Genomic DNA, 15,329 nt, shown 5'->3' with positions numbered 1-15,329 from the left:
AGGGCATCGTGGAACTTCTTCTAAGCGAATTCTTGGGCAAGCCCATCTGGATGTGGCTGCTTTTCATGGGGCTGGTCATCGCCCTGCTGGTCTTTGACCTGGGAGTCCTGAACAAGGACGACCATGAGATCGGGATCGCCGAAAGCCTCAAGCTGTCGGCCATGTACATCACCTTGGGCATCGCCTTTTCGGGCTTCATCTACTGGACGATGGGCGGGGAGGCCACGGCGCAGTACCTGACCGCGTTCATCGTCGAGAAGACATTGGCGATGGACAACATCTTCGTCATCGCGCTGATCTTCAGCTTTTTCGCGATTCCGCGCGAATACCAGCACCGCGTGCTGTTCTGGGGCATCCTGGGCGTGATCCTGCTGCGCGGCATCATGATCGGCCTGGGCGCGACCATCGTCGAGAACTATCACTGGGTCCTGTACCTGTTCGCGGCCTTCCTGATCTTCACCGGCATCAAGATGCTGTTCGCCAGCGACGATCACACGGACATGGCCGACAACAAGGCGCTGAACTGGCTGCGCCGCCGCATGCGCGTCACGGACGAGCTTCACGGCCATGCCTTCACGGTCAAGATTCCCGATCCCAAGACCGGCAAGCTGGTCCGCTGGGCCACGCCCCTGCTGCTGGCGCTGATCGTGATCGAGATCGCGGACCTCGTCTTTGCTGTCGACTCGGTTCCCGCGGTGTTCACCATCACCACGGACCCGTATTTGGTCTACACCTCGAACATCTTCGCGATCCTGGGCCTGCGGGCGCTGTACTTCGCGCTGGCCGCGATCCTGCACCGCTTCGCCTATCTGAAATACGCGCTGTCGATCCTGCTGATCTTCATCGGTTCCAAGATCTTCATCGCGGACCTGATGGGCTGGGAGAAGTTCCCGCCGTCCTGGTCGCTTGGGATCACGTTCTTCATCCTAACGGTGGGCGTGGTCGTGTCGCTTGCCAAGACCCGCGGCCAGTCTCCCGAACCGCTGCCCTTCGGCGAGAACCGGAACTGACCCGGACTGTATGCTTTCCGCGTCGGCGCCCGAAAGGCCGCCGGCGCAAGTTCCGCTGTTCCCCTAGAGTGTTGACGAAACATTCCGAACGCGCACAGTGACCTGTCTTGGACGCAGAGAAGGCGCGCATGGGTGATCGTCAAGATTACCGAGCCGGGAGAAAATTTCATCCCGCCGTCATTGGGCAGTGATTTTAGATCGCCTTTAATCGGTCGCATCGGTTCCGAGCATGATGATCGGCTTCGTCACTAGTCCAGGCTTCATTCTCGGCGTCAGAGTAAGTCGTACTCGTAACGCTATCGGGCAATATCCGAGTTCCGACAAGTCAGTGTCCTCTCGCGCGTCCGTAGCTGGACGCCAGCAAGACCGCGGGGTCAGTATGGATGCTGCGGCACAATTTGATGATAACCTGTGACGGCATCATGGGATAAGAAACGTTTCCAGCGGCGCTTTTTCCTGTTCCGCTTTTTATAGATTCAGCCCTTCTGTCGGTTTTGCGATGGAAAGGAGGAACGCGCAGACCATGCAGAGATTTGCTGGTTAGGCTTACAGAGCATGCCATCCTAAAAAACGATATGCATGCGTGTCGCGTCGTTAGGACTGCTACACTGCCAAGGTCTTCGTGCGAGTGACTAGTCTCGCCTCGACAAGGACGTGAATGCTTTCTCCGCCGAGAGGCGTAGGAATGAAGGCCTCTGTTGATCGTTCACCACCGTGCTTTTACACAGGTCAATCCAACGAAAGCGGCTGACTGGCTGCATACTGTCGGCCCGAATGACGGCAGGGCCCTCTGGCAGGTTTATCACGACGTGCGACGACGCCGGAGGTCGTGTTCCGTCGCTTTACCAAGAACACAATTACAACTGCCATAACGTCCGTTTGTCAGGGCAGCATACTGTCTCAACATTATCGACGCACGACAGGAGCAACCTTGTCGTGATCATCACATTGAGCAACGATCCTCCTGTAAAACTGCGCTTAGGCCGTAGTGCCGTGGCTGGACGGAACTGGCTATCCGTCGATGGGTCACCTCAGCGAACCAAGGCGTGAGATTAGCATCAGCAACAATCCAGACCCGGAATTCAGATGATGACTTGCTTTTCTGCAGCGCCACAATCCGCGCAGGGCGTCCAGGAATCACCGCTATAGTGTTTTGCAAAAGCATCCGCAGAACGGCGTGTTGCATAGATATGCGACTGTCGGCACGGGCGGCACCAGTCATCGTCGTTCAACCATGTACGGTTCGATAACCGCGACTGTGCCCAAGGAATGCCCGGCGCGAGGTCAGGATCTTTTGTGGCGCTGGTATCGGCACCGACCCACGCATCTGTCAGCGCTCGCCGGAGCGCCGGGCTTGGGTCGGTAGAGACCGACGGGGAGCGCGGGTCGGTGCGGTCTTTACAGCTGCGCTATAACGGCCGTGGTGATGGCGTCGGTGGTGTCGCGGCCGGGGCGGGTGCCGATGCCGCGGGCGGTGGCGGCCTCCAGTGCGGCCATGATGCGGGCGGCGGGGGCCGTCTGGCCCAGGTGGTCCAGCATCATCGCCGCCGACCAGAACGCCGCCATCGGGTTGGCGATGCCCTGATCCGCGATGTCGGGGGCCGAGCCGTGGACCGGTTCGAACATCGACGGGTTGCGGCGCGTCGGGTCGATGTTGGCCGAGGCCGCAAAGCCCAGGCCCCCCTGGATGGCCGCGCCCAGATCCGTCAGAATGTCGCCAAAAAGGTTCGAGGCCACGACCACGTCCAGCGTTTCGGGCGCCATGACCATCCGCGCGCACATCGCGTCGATGTGGTAGCGGGTGACAGCGACGTCCGGGTATTCGGCGGCCAGTTCGTCGGTGACCTCGTCCCAGAATACCATGCTGTGGCGCTGCGCGTTCGACTTCGTGACCGAGGCCAGCTTGCCCCGCCGTGCCTGCGCCTGTTCGAAGCCGAAGCGCAGGATGCGTTCCACGCCAGCGCGAGTGAAGATCGAGGTCTCGACCGCGACCTCGTCAGGTGTGCCCTGATGGACGCGGCCGCCAGCGCCGGAATATTCGCCTTCGGTGTTCTCGCGGATGCAGAGGATGTCGAAATTGCGGGTCTTCAGCGGACCCTCGACGCCGGGCAACAGGCGGTGCGGGCGTATGTTGGCGTATTGGACGAAGGCCTTGCGGATGGGCAGCAGCAGCCCGTGCAGCGACACGGCATCGGGCACGCGGGCGGGCCAGCCCACCGCGCCCAGGAAGATGGCGTCGAAGCCGCGCAAGGTCTCGATCCCGTCCTCGGGCATCATGCGGCCGTGCTGCAGGTAATGATCGCAGGACCAGGGAAAGCTCTCGGTCGCGATGTCGGCGCCGCTGGCCTCCATGACGCGCAGGGCGGCCTCGGTCACGGGAATGCCGATGCCGTCTCCGGGGATCAGGGCGATGCGGTGGGTCATGGAAGGCTCCTCAGATTTCATTCGGCACGGTCTTGTGTTGGCCACGTTCGCGACAGGCCGTGCAGCCCGGATCGCTGCCGATGCCCGGTTACTCGCAGGCCCCGGCCGGCAGAGCATGATTGCACCAGCGACCATGGCGGTTGATCCGGACCGTGCCTGTCCGGAGCCGCCGCATGGCCGGTGACGGGGCGCGTGTAAAGTGCCGGCGCAGGGACCCTAGGTCGGATAGGCCGACAGGTCCATGGCCTGACCCGCGTTGTCAAAGCTGCACGGCGTCAAGAATGCGCTGAAAGCCCTCGTCCGGATGAAGTGCCAGTCAGGTGCCGCATTCGACCGGAATGCCGGGGACGCGGAGATGTCCGGGGCGGTACATCCTGGATTGCCCGATCACCGCCTAAGCGGAGCACCGCGCGTGGATTCCGCAGTCATCGTCACGGAAAGCGATGGGCGGGCCGGCGCTGTCACTTATGGCATCCGGTGGAGGGAGTATTGGAAGCGAGCAGCACATAGGAACCAGCCGCCGGTCGATCACACGACCCCGCGGGTGGGCGATGTTGTTGAGATCACAGAATGCAGCGATGATCGACTAGCCTGGAGCCACTGCCCCATCTCAGAATAGGGAATCCTTCACGAAATACAGTCGTGCGGGGCGACTGATCCGCTTTGTCCCATGATTTTTAGGCAGCCATGGCAGCGCCGGGCGGGGGCGGGGTTCGGCGGCCCGTCTGCGAGGGCCGTTGCACGCGGATTGCGTCCCGCGGTGGCCGGGGGCTACGCGCCCCCGGACCCCCCGTGGGCGCACGGTTACGCCACTGGTTCCGTATGAACCGCATCGTTTTGGACATTCTTGCATTCGACCGGTCTGCGGACGGACGACGCGTTGCGGGATATTGTGCACTTCAAGGATAGGGCAGGAGCACATCGTGACATCTGGAACCGGTGCCGACATGACGGCGCCCGAAACCGAGGGGGGTGCGTTGGGCGCGCTTTTGCCGGCGCTGGCGCTGGCGCTGGCGGGGCTGGTTGCGCTGGCGGGCCATGCATTGACCCGCCCGGGCGCGCCGGGACAGTTCCTTGTTATGACCAGTCCCGGCCTGCATCGGGCGCAGGTTCTGGACCTGGTCCATGCCGCCGGGGGCGGGGTGATCGCCTTTGGCGCGCTGCCCGGCCTGTCGGTCGTGCTGTCGGGCGACGACGGGTTCGAGGACCGCGTCCGCCAGCGGGGCGCATGGCTGGTGCTGCCCGCGCCGGGATCTTTGGGATGCGTCGCGTCGGACGCGGAGGGGGCACGATGAACGTCGAACTGAACGCGCTGCGGGCGCGCTATGGCCGGATGCTGGTCACGCTGTTCTGGGCTCATGTCCCGGTAATCGGCCTGGCCGCGCTGTGGGTGGGCAGCATGTCACCGTTTACGGCGATGGCACTGGCCGGGGGGCTAGCCGCGCTTTATCACCTGCTGTGGAGGCTGCGCCGCACTCGGCCGGTGACGCGCAACATCGCCGCCGTGGCCCTGGTGGGCGAGCCTGCGCTGTTCCTGTTGGTGTTCGAGGGGCACGCCTGGCAGATGGACATGCACATGTACTTCTATGCCGTGCTGGCGCTGAACCTGGCATGGTTCGATCGGTCGGCCCTGATCATGTCGGCGGCGGCGATCACTGTGCATCATCTGGTGCTGTTCTATCTGCTGCCGAATGCCGTGTTCTCGACCGACGGCGACGTGGCGCGGGTGCTGCTGCACGGGGCCATCGTGGCGTTTCAGACCGCGGTTCTGGTCTGGGTCAGCGACAAGGTCGTCCAGTCCTTCGACCGCATCGGCAAAATGAGCGATGAGATCGTGGCCAAAAGCGCCGCCCTGGAGGAACGCACCCGCGAGGCCGAGGAGGCGAACCGCACCAAGAGCATGTTCTTGGCCAACATGAGCCACGAGATCCGCACCCCCATCAACGCCATCCTGGGCTTTTGCCACCTGGTCCAGCGAACTACGCTGGAACCGCGCCAGCGCGAGCATGTCAGCCGGATCAGCACCGCGGGGGGCGTCCTATTGCGCCTGATCAACGACCTGCTGGATTTTTCCAAGAACGAGGCGGGGGCGCTGACCCTGGAGGCGCGGCCCTTCGACCTGCGTTCGGCGATGTCATGCCAGGTCCAGATGGTGGCCGACACCATGGCCGCCCGCCGCCTGACCTTGCGCCAGGAGATCGACGAGCGCCTGCCCGAGATGCTGGTCGGGGATGAGCTGCGCCTGAACCAGGTGCTGCTGAACCTGTTGAGCAACGCGACCAAGTTCAGCGAGGACGGAGAGATCGTGCTGACCGCCCGCCTGGTCGAACGGCAGGACGACCAGGCGCGGGTCGAGATCTCGGTCAGCGATTGCGGCATCGGCATGACGCCCGACCAGGTCGGCCGGCTGTTCACGCCGTTCACGCAGGCCGACAGCTCGACCACGCGGCGGTTCGGGGGGACGGGGCTGGGGCTGGCGATCTGCAAGCAGATCGTCCAGCAGATGGACGGCTGGATCCGCGCGGAGAGCGTGCCGGGGCAGGGCAGCCGGTTCACCTTCTCGCTGTGCCTGGGGATCGGACAGGTGGACGCCGCCGAGGCGATCCTGCCCTGCAGCGCGATCCGCGCCCTGCGCATCCTGATCGCGGATGACAGCCCCATCGCGCTGAAGATGCTGGAGGCGATCTTTGCCCGCTGGCAGATCCGGGTGATCCTGGCGCCCTCGGGCCGCGCGGCGCTGGACATGGTGCAGGCGGCTGATCAGCGGGGCCATCCCTATGACCTGGTGATCCTGGACTGGAAGATGCCCGATCTGGACGGGCTGCAGACGCTGCGCGCGCTGCGGCGGGTGGGTCTGCGGCGGATGCCCGCCACGATGGTGATGACCGCGCACGGCGTCGATGCCGTCATGGCCGAGGCCGGCGGAGAGACGATCGATCTGTTCCTGGCCAAGCCCATCAACGCGCGCAACCTGCTGGATGCGCTCAAGCAGCTGCCCGGGCTGGCCGAACGCCATGTCCCCGAGGTCGCGCCCGACCTGCCCGCCGCCCCCGTGCTGCCCGAGGCGATGCGCGGTCAACGCGTGCTGCTGGTCGAGGACAATCCGATCAACCAAGAGATCGCGGTCGCGCTTTTGGGCGATGCGGGCCTGCTGGTCGATTGCGCCGAGAACGGGCTTGTCGCCTGCCGGATGGTCGAGGCCGGTGCGGCGGGCTATGCCGCCGTGCTGATGGACATGCAGATGCCGGAGATGGACGGGCTGACCGCCACGCGGCAGATCCGCCTGACGCACACGGCCGAGGCCCTGCCCATCATCGCGCTGACCGCGCATGCCTATGACGACGAACGCCGCGCCTGCATGCAGGCGGGGATGTGCGATCACGTGACCAAGCCCGTCGATCCCGCGCGCCTGATCGCGGTGCTGGCACGCCACATGCGGATCGTGCCCACCGCCGCCGCCCCGGCCCCGCGGGCCGAGGGGGTGGGTGCCGCGGACCTGCCCGATCACCTGCCGCCCTTCGACATTCCCGCCGCGCTGGCGCGGGTGAACGGCAAGCGGCCGCTGCTGCGCCGCCTGATCCTGTCCTTTGCCGAAGGGAACCGCGATGCTGTCGCGCAGATCGCGCAGCTGATCGCCGACGGACGACGCCAGGACGCCCATCGTGCCGCCCATACCCTGAAGGGGGTCGCGGCCTCGCTGGAGCTGCCCCGGATCGCGGCCCTTGCCGGGCAGATCGAGGCGTTTCTGCAGGCCGATGACACGACCGACATCGACGCGCTGTTGGCGCAGCTGTCCGGCCCGCTGGCTGCAGCGATCGCCGCCGCCGACAGCCTGACCGCGGGGGCGGGCACGCCCCACGCGGCCGCATCGCCGCCCACCCCGGCCGGCGACAGCGCGCGGATCGCCCAGCTGCGCGGCCATCTGCGCGACCAGGTCCGCCGTCGCAGCATGGCCGCCCGTGCCAGCTTTGACGCGCTGGCCGAGGCGCTGCAGCTGGACCGAATGGCGATAGACGACCACCCCGTGCGCCGCGCGCTGCTGCGGCTGGATTATGCCGCGGCGGATGCGCTGCTGAACCGCCCCCACCCCGACACCGGTCAACCAGGGATATGAACATGGACAACCGCCCCGTCATCCTTGTGATCGACGACGAACCCGCCAACATCGAGATCGTCACCGCCGTGCTGGAGGACGAATACGAGATCTGCTTTGCCCTGTCCGGCGAACAGGCCGTGCAGGTGGCCCGCGAAAGCAGGCCGGACCTGATCCTGCTGGACGTGGTGATGCCCGGCATGGACGGCTATCAGCTGTGCCGCATCTTCAAGGCCGACCCGCTGCTCAGCGACATTCCGGTGATCTTCGCCACCGCCCTGGGCGATGACGAGGCCGAGTTGCGCGGGTTGGCAGTCGGTGCGATCGACTATGTCACCAAGCCGATCCGCCCGGCCGCCCTGCAGCGGCGCGTGCGCAACCACGTCCAGATGAAGCGGATGCGCGACCAGTTGACCGAGCAGGCGCTGCGCGATCCGCTGACGGGGCTGGCCAACCGGCGCATGCTGGAACGCCGCCTGCAGGCGGAGCTGCACCGGCAGGCGCGCGACGGCGGTCTGATCGCGGTGCTGATGCTGGATATCGATCACTTCAAGGGCTTCAACGACAGCTATGGCCACCCCGAGGGGGACATCTGCCTCAAGGCCGTGTCGCAGGCGCTGGCGCAGGCGATCCGCCGGTCGGGCGACCTGTGCGCGCGCTACGGCGGCGAGGAGTTCGCCTGCATCCTGCCCGGCACCGACCTGGACGGCGCCCTTCACTTGGCCGAGACGATGCGCGCCGGGGTCGAGGCACTGTCCATCCCGCACCGCGCCTCGCAGGTGGGGCAGGTGGTGACGATCAGCATCGGCGTGGCGTCCGGGCGATGCGACATGGGCAGCGACAACGCCTTCTGGCTGACCGGGGCCGACCGGATGCTGTATCGCAGCAAGCTGGCCGGGCGAAACCGCGTCAGCGGACAGGTGATGAGCGCCGATCACCCGCTGCGCGACGCGTCCGCGCTGGATGGGCCGGTCGTCGGGGATGTCAGGGCGGGCTAGGCCCTTCCCGTCGGGCCGGCCGTCAGATTGGCATTGAATGCCGGACGGGCCTGCGGCAGGCTGCATGACATGCAACCCCGCGACACAGCGGGGGCCGATCACCGACAGGAACCTCACATGACATATCCCCTGACCATGCGCGCCATGCTTCTGGCCTCGGCGCTGGCGCTTGCACCCGCGGCCTGGGCCGAGACGCCGGCCGACACCCTGGTCGTGGCCCACACGATCGACGACATCATCAGCCTGGACCCGGCGGTAAGCTTCGAGTTCGCGGGCAACGACGTCAACAACAACACCTATGACCGGCTGGTCGATTTCAACCCGCTGGACCCGGACGCGGGCTTCCAGCCCAGCCTTGCGACCGAATGGGCGGTGTCGGAGGACGGCCTGTCCATCACCTTCACGCTGCGCGAGGATGCGACCTTCCATTCCGGCAACCCCGTGCGCGCCGCGGACGCCGCCTGGTCGCTGCAGCGCGCGGTCAAGCTGGACAAGACCCCGGCCTTCATCTTGACCCAGTTCGGCTTTACCGCCGACAACGTCGATCAGATGATCACCGCCGACGGCAACACGCTGACGCTGACGATGGACAAGCCCTATGCGCCGACCTTCGTGCTGAACTGCCTGACCGCCAACATCGCCAGCGTGGTCGACATGGAGACCGTCATGGCCAACGAGGTCGACGGCGACATGGGCAATGCCTGGCTGAACACGAACGAGGCCGGGTCGGGCGCCTATGTGCTGTCGGCCTGGCGTCCGAACGAGGCGGTGCAGCTGACCGCCTATGAGGAGTACTGGCAGGGCGCCCCCGAGATGAAGCGCGTGATCGTGCGCAACGTCGCCGAATCCAGTGCGCAACGGCTGCTGCTGGAGCAGGGCGACATCGACGTGGCGCGCAACCTGACGCCGACGGACGTGGAGTCCATCGCCGCGGTCGAGGGCGTGACCATCCAGGACGAGCCGCGCGGCCGCATCCTGTACATGGGCCTGAACCAGAAGGACGAACTGCTGTCGAACCCCGCCGTGGTCGAGGCGATGAAGCACCTCGTCGATTACGAGGGCATCACCGGCAGCTTTCTGAAGGGTCAGTTCGTCACCCACCAGACCTTCCTGCCCCAGGGCTATCTGGGCGTGCTGGACGAGCAGCCCTGGACCTATGACGTGGAGAAGGCCCGCCAGATCCTGACCGATGCGGGGATCGAGGGCGGCACCATCACCACCCGCGTGCGCGACCTGCGCGAATACGTGGACGTGGCCCAGACCCTGCAGGCGTCGATGGCCCAGGTCGGCCTGACGCTGGAGATCGAGCAGATGACCGGCGCGCAGGTGCTGGACGCCTATCGCGCCCGCGAGGTTCCGATCTTCCTGGGCGAATGGGGGCCGGATTACTCGGACCCGAACACCAATGCCGCGACCTTCGCCTATAACCCCGACAACAGCGACGAGGCCGCGGCCGTGGGCCTGCTGGCTTGGCGCAACGCCTATGAGGTGCCGGCCGAGATGAACGAGGCCACTGTCGCCGCCACCCTGGAGCAGGACGCCGACGCCCGCGCCGCGATGTACCAGGACATCCAGCGCCAGTACCAGGCCGAGGCCCCGATCGTTCCGCTGTTCCAGCGCATCGAACAGGTCGGCCTGCGCGACGGCGTCCAGAACTGGTGGAGCGGCGGCGCCATCTCGTCGGTCATGTATCGCCAGGTGACGAAGGGCGAATAAATGGCCCTGACCGATCCAACCGGCGCCGCGACCGCACCGTCGCGGCGCCGCGCCCTGACCCGCCGGCGCCTGCGCAGCGTGGCGGGGACCGTCCTGTCGCTGACGCTGACGCTGCTGGGCCTGCTGCTGGTCACCTTCATCATCGGGCGGGTCATGCCGATCGACCCGGTGCTGAAGGTGGTGGGCGACCGCGCCACCCAGGCCCAGTACGACGCCGCCTATGTGGCGATGGGCCTGGACAAGCCGCTGATCGTGCAGTTCCTGTCCTATGTGGGCGACGTGCTGCGCGGCGATTTCGGGCGCTCCATCTCCACCGGGCAGCCGGTGGCACAGGACATCGCCCGCGTCTTTCCCGCGACCTTCGAGCTGGCGGCCCTGGGCACCTTCATCGGCGTCGTGATCGGCGTGCCCCTGGGCGTGATCGCGGCGGCGCGGCGCGGCGGCGTCATCGACCAGGTCGCCCGCGTCGTGGCGCTGGTCGGCTATTCGATGCCGATCTTCTGGCTGGGGCTGATGGGCCTGCTGATCTTCTATGGCATGCTGGGTTGGGTCGGGGGGCCGGGGCGGCAGGGGATCATCTATGACGGGATGGTGCCGAACGTGACCGGCATGATCCTGGTCGACAGCCTGATCGCCGGGGACTGGGGCGCGTTCCGCGACGCCTTCTCCCACATCATCCTGCCGGCCAGCCTGCTGGGCTATTATTCGCTGGCCTATATCAGCCGCATGACGCGCAGCTTCATGCTGGAGCAGCTGTCGGCGGAATACATCACCACCGCCCGCGTCAAGGGCCTGTCCGAACGCGCCGTCATCTGGGGCCACGCCTTCCGCAACATCGCGATCCCGCTGGTGACGGTCATCGCGCTGTCCTTCGGCTCTCTGCTGGAAGGGTCGGTCCTGACCGAGATCATCTTCAGCTGGCCGGGACTGGGCAGCTACATCACCCGCGGCCTTCTGTCGGGCGACATGAACGCGGTCCTGGGCGGTACGGTGGTCGTGGGCGTGTGCTTTGTCGTGCTGAACCTGTTCAGCGACATCCTCTATCGTTTCCTGGACCCGAGGTCGACATGAGCGCCATGACACGCCGCGATTGGTTGCTGTCCGACGCGCCCCAGACCCGCCGCCAGGCGCGGCTTGGCGCGATCTATCAGGGCTGGCTGACCTTTCGCGCCAACAAGCTGGCGATGGTCGGGTTGATCATCCTGGTGCTGCTGATCGGTATGGCGATCCTGGCGCCCTGGATCGCGCCGCAGAACCCCTATGCCCAGAACCTGGCCGACCGGCTGCAGCCGCCGTCTGCCGCGCATTGGCTGGGCACCGACGCCCTGGGGCGCGACATCCTGTCCCGGCTGATCCACGGCTCGCGCATCACGCTGTTCATCGTGGGCACGGTCGCGCTGATCGCGCCGGTCATCGGGCTGCTGATCGGCACGGTGGCGGGGTTCGCCGGGGGCTGGGTGGACCAGGTGCTGATGCGGGTGACCGACATCTTTCTGGCCTTCCCCAAGCTGATCCTGGCGCTGGCCTTCGTCGCGGCCCTGGGGCCCAGCATCGGCAATGCGGTGCTGGCGCTGGCGCTGACCGCCTGGCCGCCCTATGCGCGCCTGGCGCGCGCCGAGACGCTGACCATCCGCAACGCCGACTTCATCGCCGCCGCGCGCCTGCAGGGGGCGGGGCGGCTGCGCCTGCTGATCCGCCACATCTGGCCCCTGTGCCTGTCGTCGCTGATCGTGCGGGTGGCACTGGACATGGCGGGGATCATCCTGTCTGCGGCGGGCTTGGGCTTTCTGGGCCTCGGTGCACAGCCGCCGCTGCCCGAATGGGGGGCGATGATCTCGGACGGGCGGGGCTATATCCTGGACTTCTGGTGGGTCGCCGCCATGCCGGGCATCGCGATCTTTCTGGTGTCGATGGCCTTCAACCTGCTGGGCGACGGGCTGCGCGACGTGCTGGACCCCAAGGGAGACAAGTCGTGACCGAACCCCTTCTGTCCGTGCGCGACCTGCGCGTCACCTTCCCGACCCGGCAGGGCGAGTTCCAGGCCGTGCGCGGCATCGATTTCGACCTGGGCCGCGAACGCCTTGGCGTCGTGGGCGAGAGCGGGTCGGGCAAGTCCATGACCGGCCGCGCGATCCTGGGCCTGGTGCGTCCGCCCGGCCGGGTCGAGGCCGCCCGGATGGAGTTGGAGGGCCAGTCCATCCTGAACCTGCCCGACCGGCAGATGCGCAGCGTCCGCGGCGGGCGCATCAGCATGGTCATGCAGGACCCCAAGTTCAGCCTGAACCCGGTGATGACCGTGGGCCAGCAGATCATCGAGGCCTATCGCCTGCACGCCCGCGCGCCCCGCGCGGCTGCCCGCGCAAAGGCCTTGGAGATGCTTGAGGCCGTGCAGATCCGCGACCCCGAACGCGTCATGGACAGCTATCCCCACGAGGTGTCGGGCGGCATGGGTCAGCGCATCATGATCGCCATGATGCTGGCCCCCGACCCGCAGATCCTGATCGCGGACGAACCGACCAGCGCGCTGGACGTGTCGGTCCGGACCGAGGTGCTGCACATCATGGACCGGCTGGTCCGCGACCGCGGCATGGGGCTGATCTTCATCAGCCACGACCTGAACCTGGTGGCGCAGTTCTGCGACCGCGTGCTGATCATGTATGCCGGCCGCGTGGTCGAGACGCTGCCCGCCCGCGACCTGCACCGGGCCCAGCACCCCTATACCCGCGGGCTTCTGGACAGCCTGCCGCGGCTGGACGCGCCGGTGTCGCGCCTGTCGGTCCTCCAGCGCCAGGACAGCTGGCGCGACCCCGTCGTGAAAGGCCCCTGAGATGCTGAGCGTTGCCGATCTGACCGTCTGGTTCGGGCAAGAGCCCGACCGCGTCACCGCCGTCCACGATGCGGCCTTCGACGTGGCGCCGGGCGAAAGCTTTGGCCTGGTCGGCGAAAGCGGTTCGGGCAAGTCGACCATCCTGCGCACCATCGCAGGCCTGATCCCCGGCTGGTCCGGCCGGATCGCGGTCGACGGTCAGATCCAGAAGGGAGAGCGGCGCGACCGGGCGTTCTTTCGCACCGTCCAGATGGTGTTCCAGGACCCCTATGCCAGCCTGCATCCGCGCCATTCCGTCGATGCCGTCCTGGCGGAAACCCTGCGCCTGCAGGGCATGGACCGGATCGACCAGCGCATCGTCAAGCTGCTGGACGACGTGGGCCTGGGCCGGGGGTTCCGCTTCCGCTATCCGCACCAGCTGTCCGGGGGACAGCGTCAGCGCGTGGCAATCGCCCGCGCGCTGGCGGCGGAGCCGCGCCTGCTGCTGCTGGACGAGCCGACCAGCGCGCTGGACGTCAGCGTCCAGGCCGAGATCCTGAACCTGCTGGCCGATCTGCGCGACGAACACGGGCTGACCTATCTGATGGTCAGCCACGACCTGTCGGTGATCGCCCATATGTGCGACCGGCTGGCCGTGATGCAGCGCGGCCGCATCGTCGAGATCCTGCCGGCATCCCATCTGCGGGCGGGGCAGGGCGCCCAGCCCTATACCACCCACCTGATCGAGGCGTCCGCCGGATACCGCCCAGAGGTTCGCCCATGACCGATGCGCGACAGGATGCGGTCGCCCGCGCCGAAGGTTATTTCGACCAGGGCGGATTCCAGGCCGATCTGGCAGCCTTGGTGGCACATCCGACCGAAAGCCAGGACCCGGCGCAGCGGCCCCATCTGGACCGCTATCTGACCGAGGCGATGATACCGCGCCTGTCCGGTCTGGGTTTCGCCCCGCGGGTGCTGGACAATCCCGACCCGCGCGGCGGCCCTCTGCTGATCGCGGAACGGATCGAGGATCCGGCCCTGACCACGGTCCTGACCTATGGTCATGGCGACGTGGTCCGCGCCCAGACCGACCAGTGGCGCGACGGGCTGTCGCCGTTTGTCCTGACCGCCGAGGGCGACCGCCTGTATGGCCGTGGCGCGGCCGACAACAAGGGGCAGCACCTGATCAACCTCGCCGCGCTGCAGGCGGTCATCGATACGCGCGGGCATCTGGGCTTCAACACGCGGATCATCTTCGAGATGTCCGAGGAGACCGGATCGCCCGGCTTGGCCCAGGTCTGCCGGGACCATGCCGATGCGCTGGCGGCCGACGTGCTGATCGCATCCGACGGCCCGCGCCTGCAGGCCGACGTGCCGACGCTGTTCATGGGATCGCGCGCGGCGCTGGCCTTTGATCTGGTGCTGGAGCTGCGGTCGGGGGCGCATCATTCGGGAAACTGGGGCGGTCTTCTGGCGGATCCGGCGATGATCCTGGCCCATGCGCTGGCCACTATCTGCGATCGGCGCGGCCAGATCCAGGTCCCGGAATGGCGCCCCGACAGCCTGACGCCCGCGCTGCGCGACGCCCTGCGCGACCTGCCGGTGATCGAGGCGGGCGGCCCCCAGGTCGATGCCGATTGGGGAGAGGTCGGGCTGACACCCACCGAACGCGCCTTTGGCTGGAACAGCTTCGCGGTGCTGGCGATGACCGCCGGCGTGCCCGACGCACCCGTGAACGCCATCGCGGGCCGCGCGCGGGCGACCTGCCAGCTGCGCTATGTTGTGGGGACCGATCCGGACGACATCCTGCCGGCGCTGCGCCGCCACCTGGACCGCCACGGCCATCACGCGGTGCGCATCGTGCCGCGGGACGGCGATCCCGCCCATGCCACGCGGCTGATGCCCGACCATGACTGGGTGCGCCGGGTCGCGGTGTCGGTCCGGCGGACGACCGGGCAGGACCCGCATCTGCTGCCGAACCTGGCCGGGTCGCTGCCCAACGAATGCTTTGCGGAAATCCTGGGCCTGCCGACGATCTGGGTGCCCCATTCCTATCGTGGCTGCTGTCAGCACGCGCCCGACGAACATGCGTTGCAAAGCCTGTCGCGGCAGGCGCTGGCGATCATGGCGGGGCTGTGGTGGGATCTGGGGACGCCCGCGGATGGCACTTGACCGCAGGGGTGACAGATCGGCCGGGCGTCTGAACTCTTTAAACCAACCACCAAGGACGCCCGGCCGATAAGCCTCTTTTGTCTGAAGTCGGTGGCGGCGTCATCCTGTCC

At 66.8% G+C, this 15,329-nt stretch carries 11 protein-coding genes; 10 read left to right on the top strand and 1 reads right to left on the bottom strand.

Going from position 1 to position 15,329, the window contains the following annotated elements; all coding sequences use genetic code 11:
- Positions 1-8: 8 nt before the first annotated feature.
- Positions 9-1,010 carry a TerC family protein gene (locus SY26_RS13995; RefSeq protein ID WP_045983577.1) on the top strand — a complete coding sequence of 334 codons (1,002 nt, stop codon included), beginning with the start codon at positions 9-11 and terminating at the stop codon, positions 1,008-1,010.
- Between the two features lie 1,398 nt (positions 1,011-2,408).
- Here the strand turns inward: SY26_RS13995 and SY26_RS13990 are convergent.
- On the bottom strand, positions 2,409-3,434 hold the full coding sequence (locus SY26_RS13990; RefSeq protein WP_046001016.1) for a tartrate dehydrogenase: 1,026 nt from the start codon (positions 3,432-3,434) through the stop codon (positions 2,409-2,411).
- A gap of 923 nt (positions 3,435-4,357) precedes the next feature.
- Between SY26_RS13990 and SY26_RS20000 the strand changes: the two genes are divergently transcribed.
- The 9 genes from SY26_RS20000 (at position 4,358) to SY26_RS13945 (ending at position 15,219) form a co-directional block, all read left to right on the top strand.
- Positions 4,358-4,729: a hypothetical protein gene (locus SY26_RS20000; protein WP_139598429.1), complete on the top strand. Its 372-nt coding sequence runs from the start codon at positions 4,358-4,360 to the stop codon at positions 4,727-4,729.
- A complete protein-coding gene (locus SY26_RS13980; protein WP_046001015.1) occupies positions 4,726-7,548 on the top strand; it encodes a response regulator in 2,823 nt (940 codons plus the stop codon). Before SY26_RS20000 ends, SY26_RS13980 begins: the two co-directional genes overlap by 4 nt.
- Before the next feature lie 2 nt (positions 7,549-7,550).
- Positions 7,551-8,525, top strand: coding sequence for a diguanylate cyclase (locus SY26_RS13975; protein WP_198143173.1), 975 nt, complete (start codon positions 7,551-7,553; stop codon positions 8,523-8,525).
- A 117-nt stretch (positions 8,526-8,642) separates the two neighbouring features.
- Positions 8,643-10,241: an ABC transporter substrate-binding protein gene (locus SY26_RS13970; protein WP_045981646.1), complete on the top strand. Its 1,599-nt coding sequence runs from the start codon at positions 8,643-8,645 to the stop codon at positions 10,239-10,241.
- Entirely contained in the window at positions 10,242-11,312 is a 1,071-nt protein-coding gene (locus SY26_RS13965; RefSeq protein ID WP_046001013.1) for an ABC transporter permease, read from the top strand. It begins immediately after the preceding gene.
- A complete protein-coding gene (nikC, locus tag SY26_RS13960) occupies positions 11,309-12,217 on the top strand; it encodes a nickel transporter permease (protein WP_046001012.1) in 909 nt (302 codons plus the stop codon). The genes SY26_RS13965 and nikC overlap by 4 nt, the downstream gene beginning before the upstream one ends.
- The gene (locus SY26_RS13955) at positions 12,214-13,068 is read left to right on the top strand and encodes an ABC transporter ATP-binding protein (RefSeq protein WP_046001011.1); all 855 of its coding nucleotides are present in this window, start codon (positions 12,214-12,216) and stop codon (positions 13,066-13,068) included. The genes nikC and SY26_RS13955 overlap by 4 nt, the downstream gene beginning before the upstream one ends.
- Position 13,069: 1 nt before the next feature.
- Positions 13,070-13,831 (top strand): ABC transporter ATP-binding protein, encoded by a 762-nt coding sequence (locus SY26_RS13950; protein WP_046001010.1) that lies wholly within the window; start codon positions 13,070-13,072, stop codon positions 13,829-13,831.
- Entirely contained in the window at positions 13,828-15,219 is a 1,392-nt protein-coding gene (locus SY26_RS13945; protein WP_046001009.1) for a M20 family metallopeptidase, read from the top strand. The genes SY26_RS13950 and SY26_RS13945 overlap by 4 nt, the downstream gene beginning before the upstream one ends.
- Positions 15,220-15,329: the final 110 nt, after the last annotated feature.

Origin of the sequence: Paracoccus sp. 228 (assembly GCF_000967825.1) — a bacterium.
Classification (GTDB): Bacteria; Pseudomonadota; Alphaproteobacteria; order Rhodobacterales; family Rhodobacteraceae; genus Paracoccus; species Paracoccus marcusii.
The sequence above is the reverse complement of the archived record's forward strand: the minus strand, read 5'-3'. Positions and strand labels throughout refer to the sequence as shown.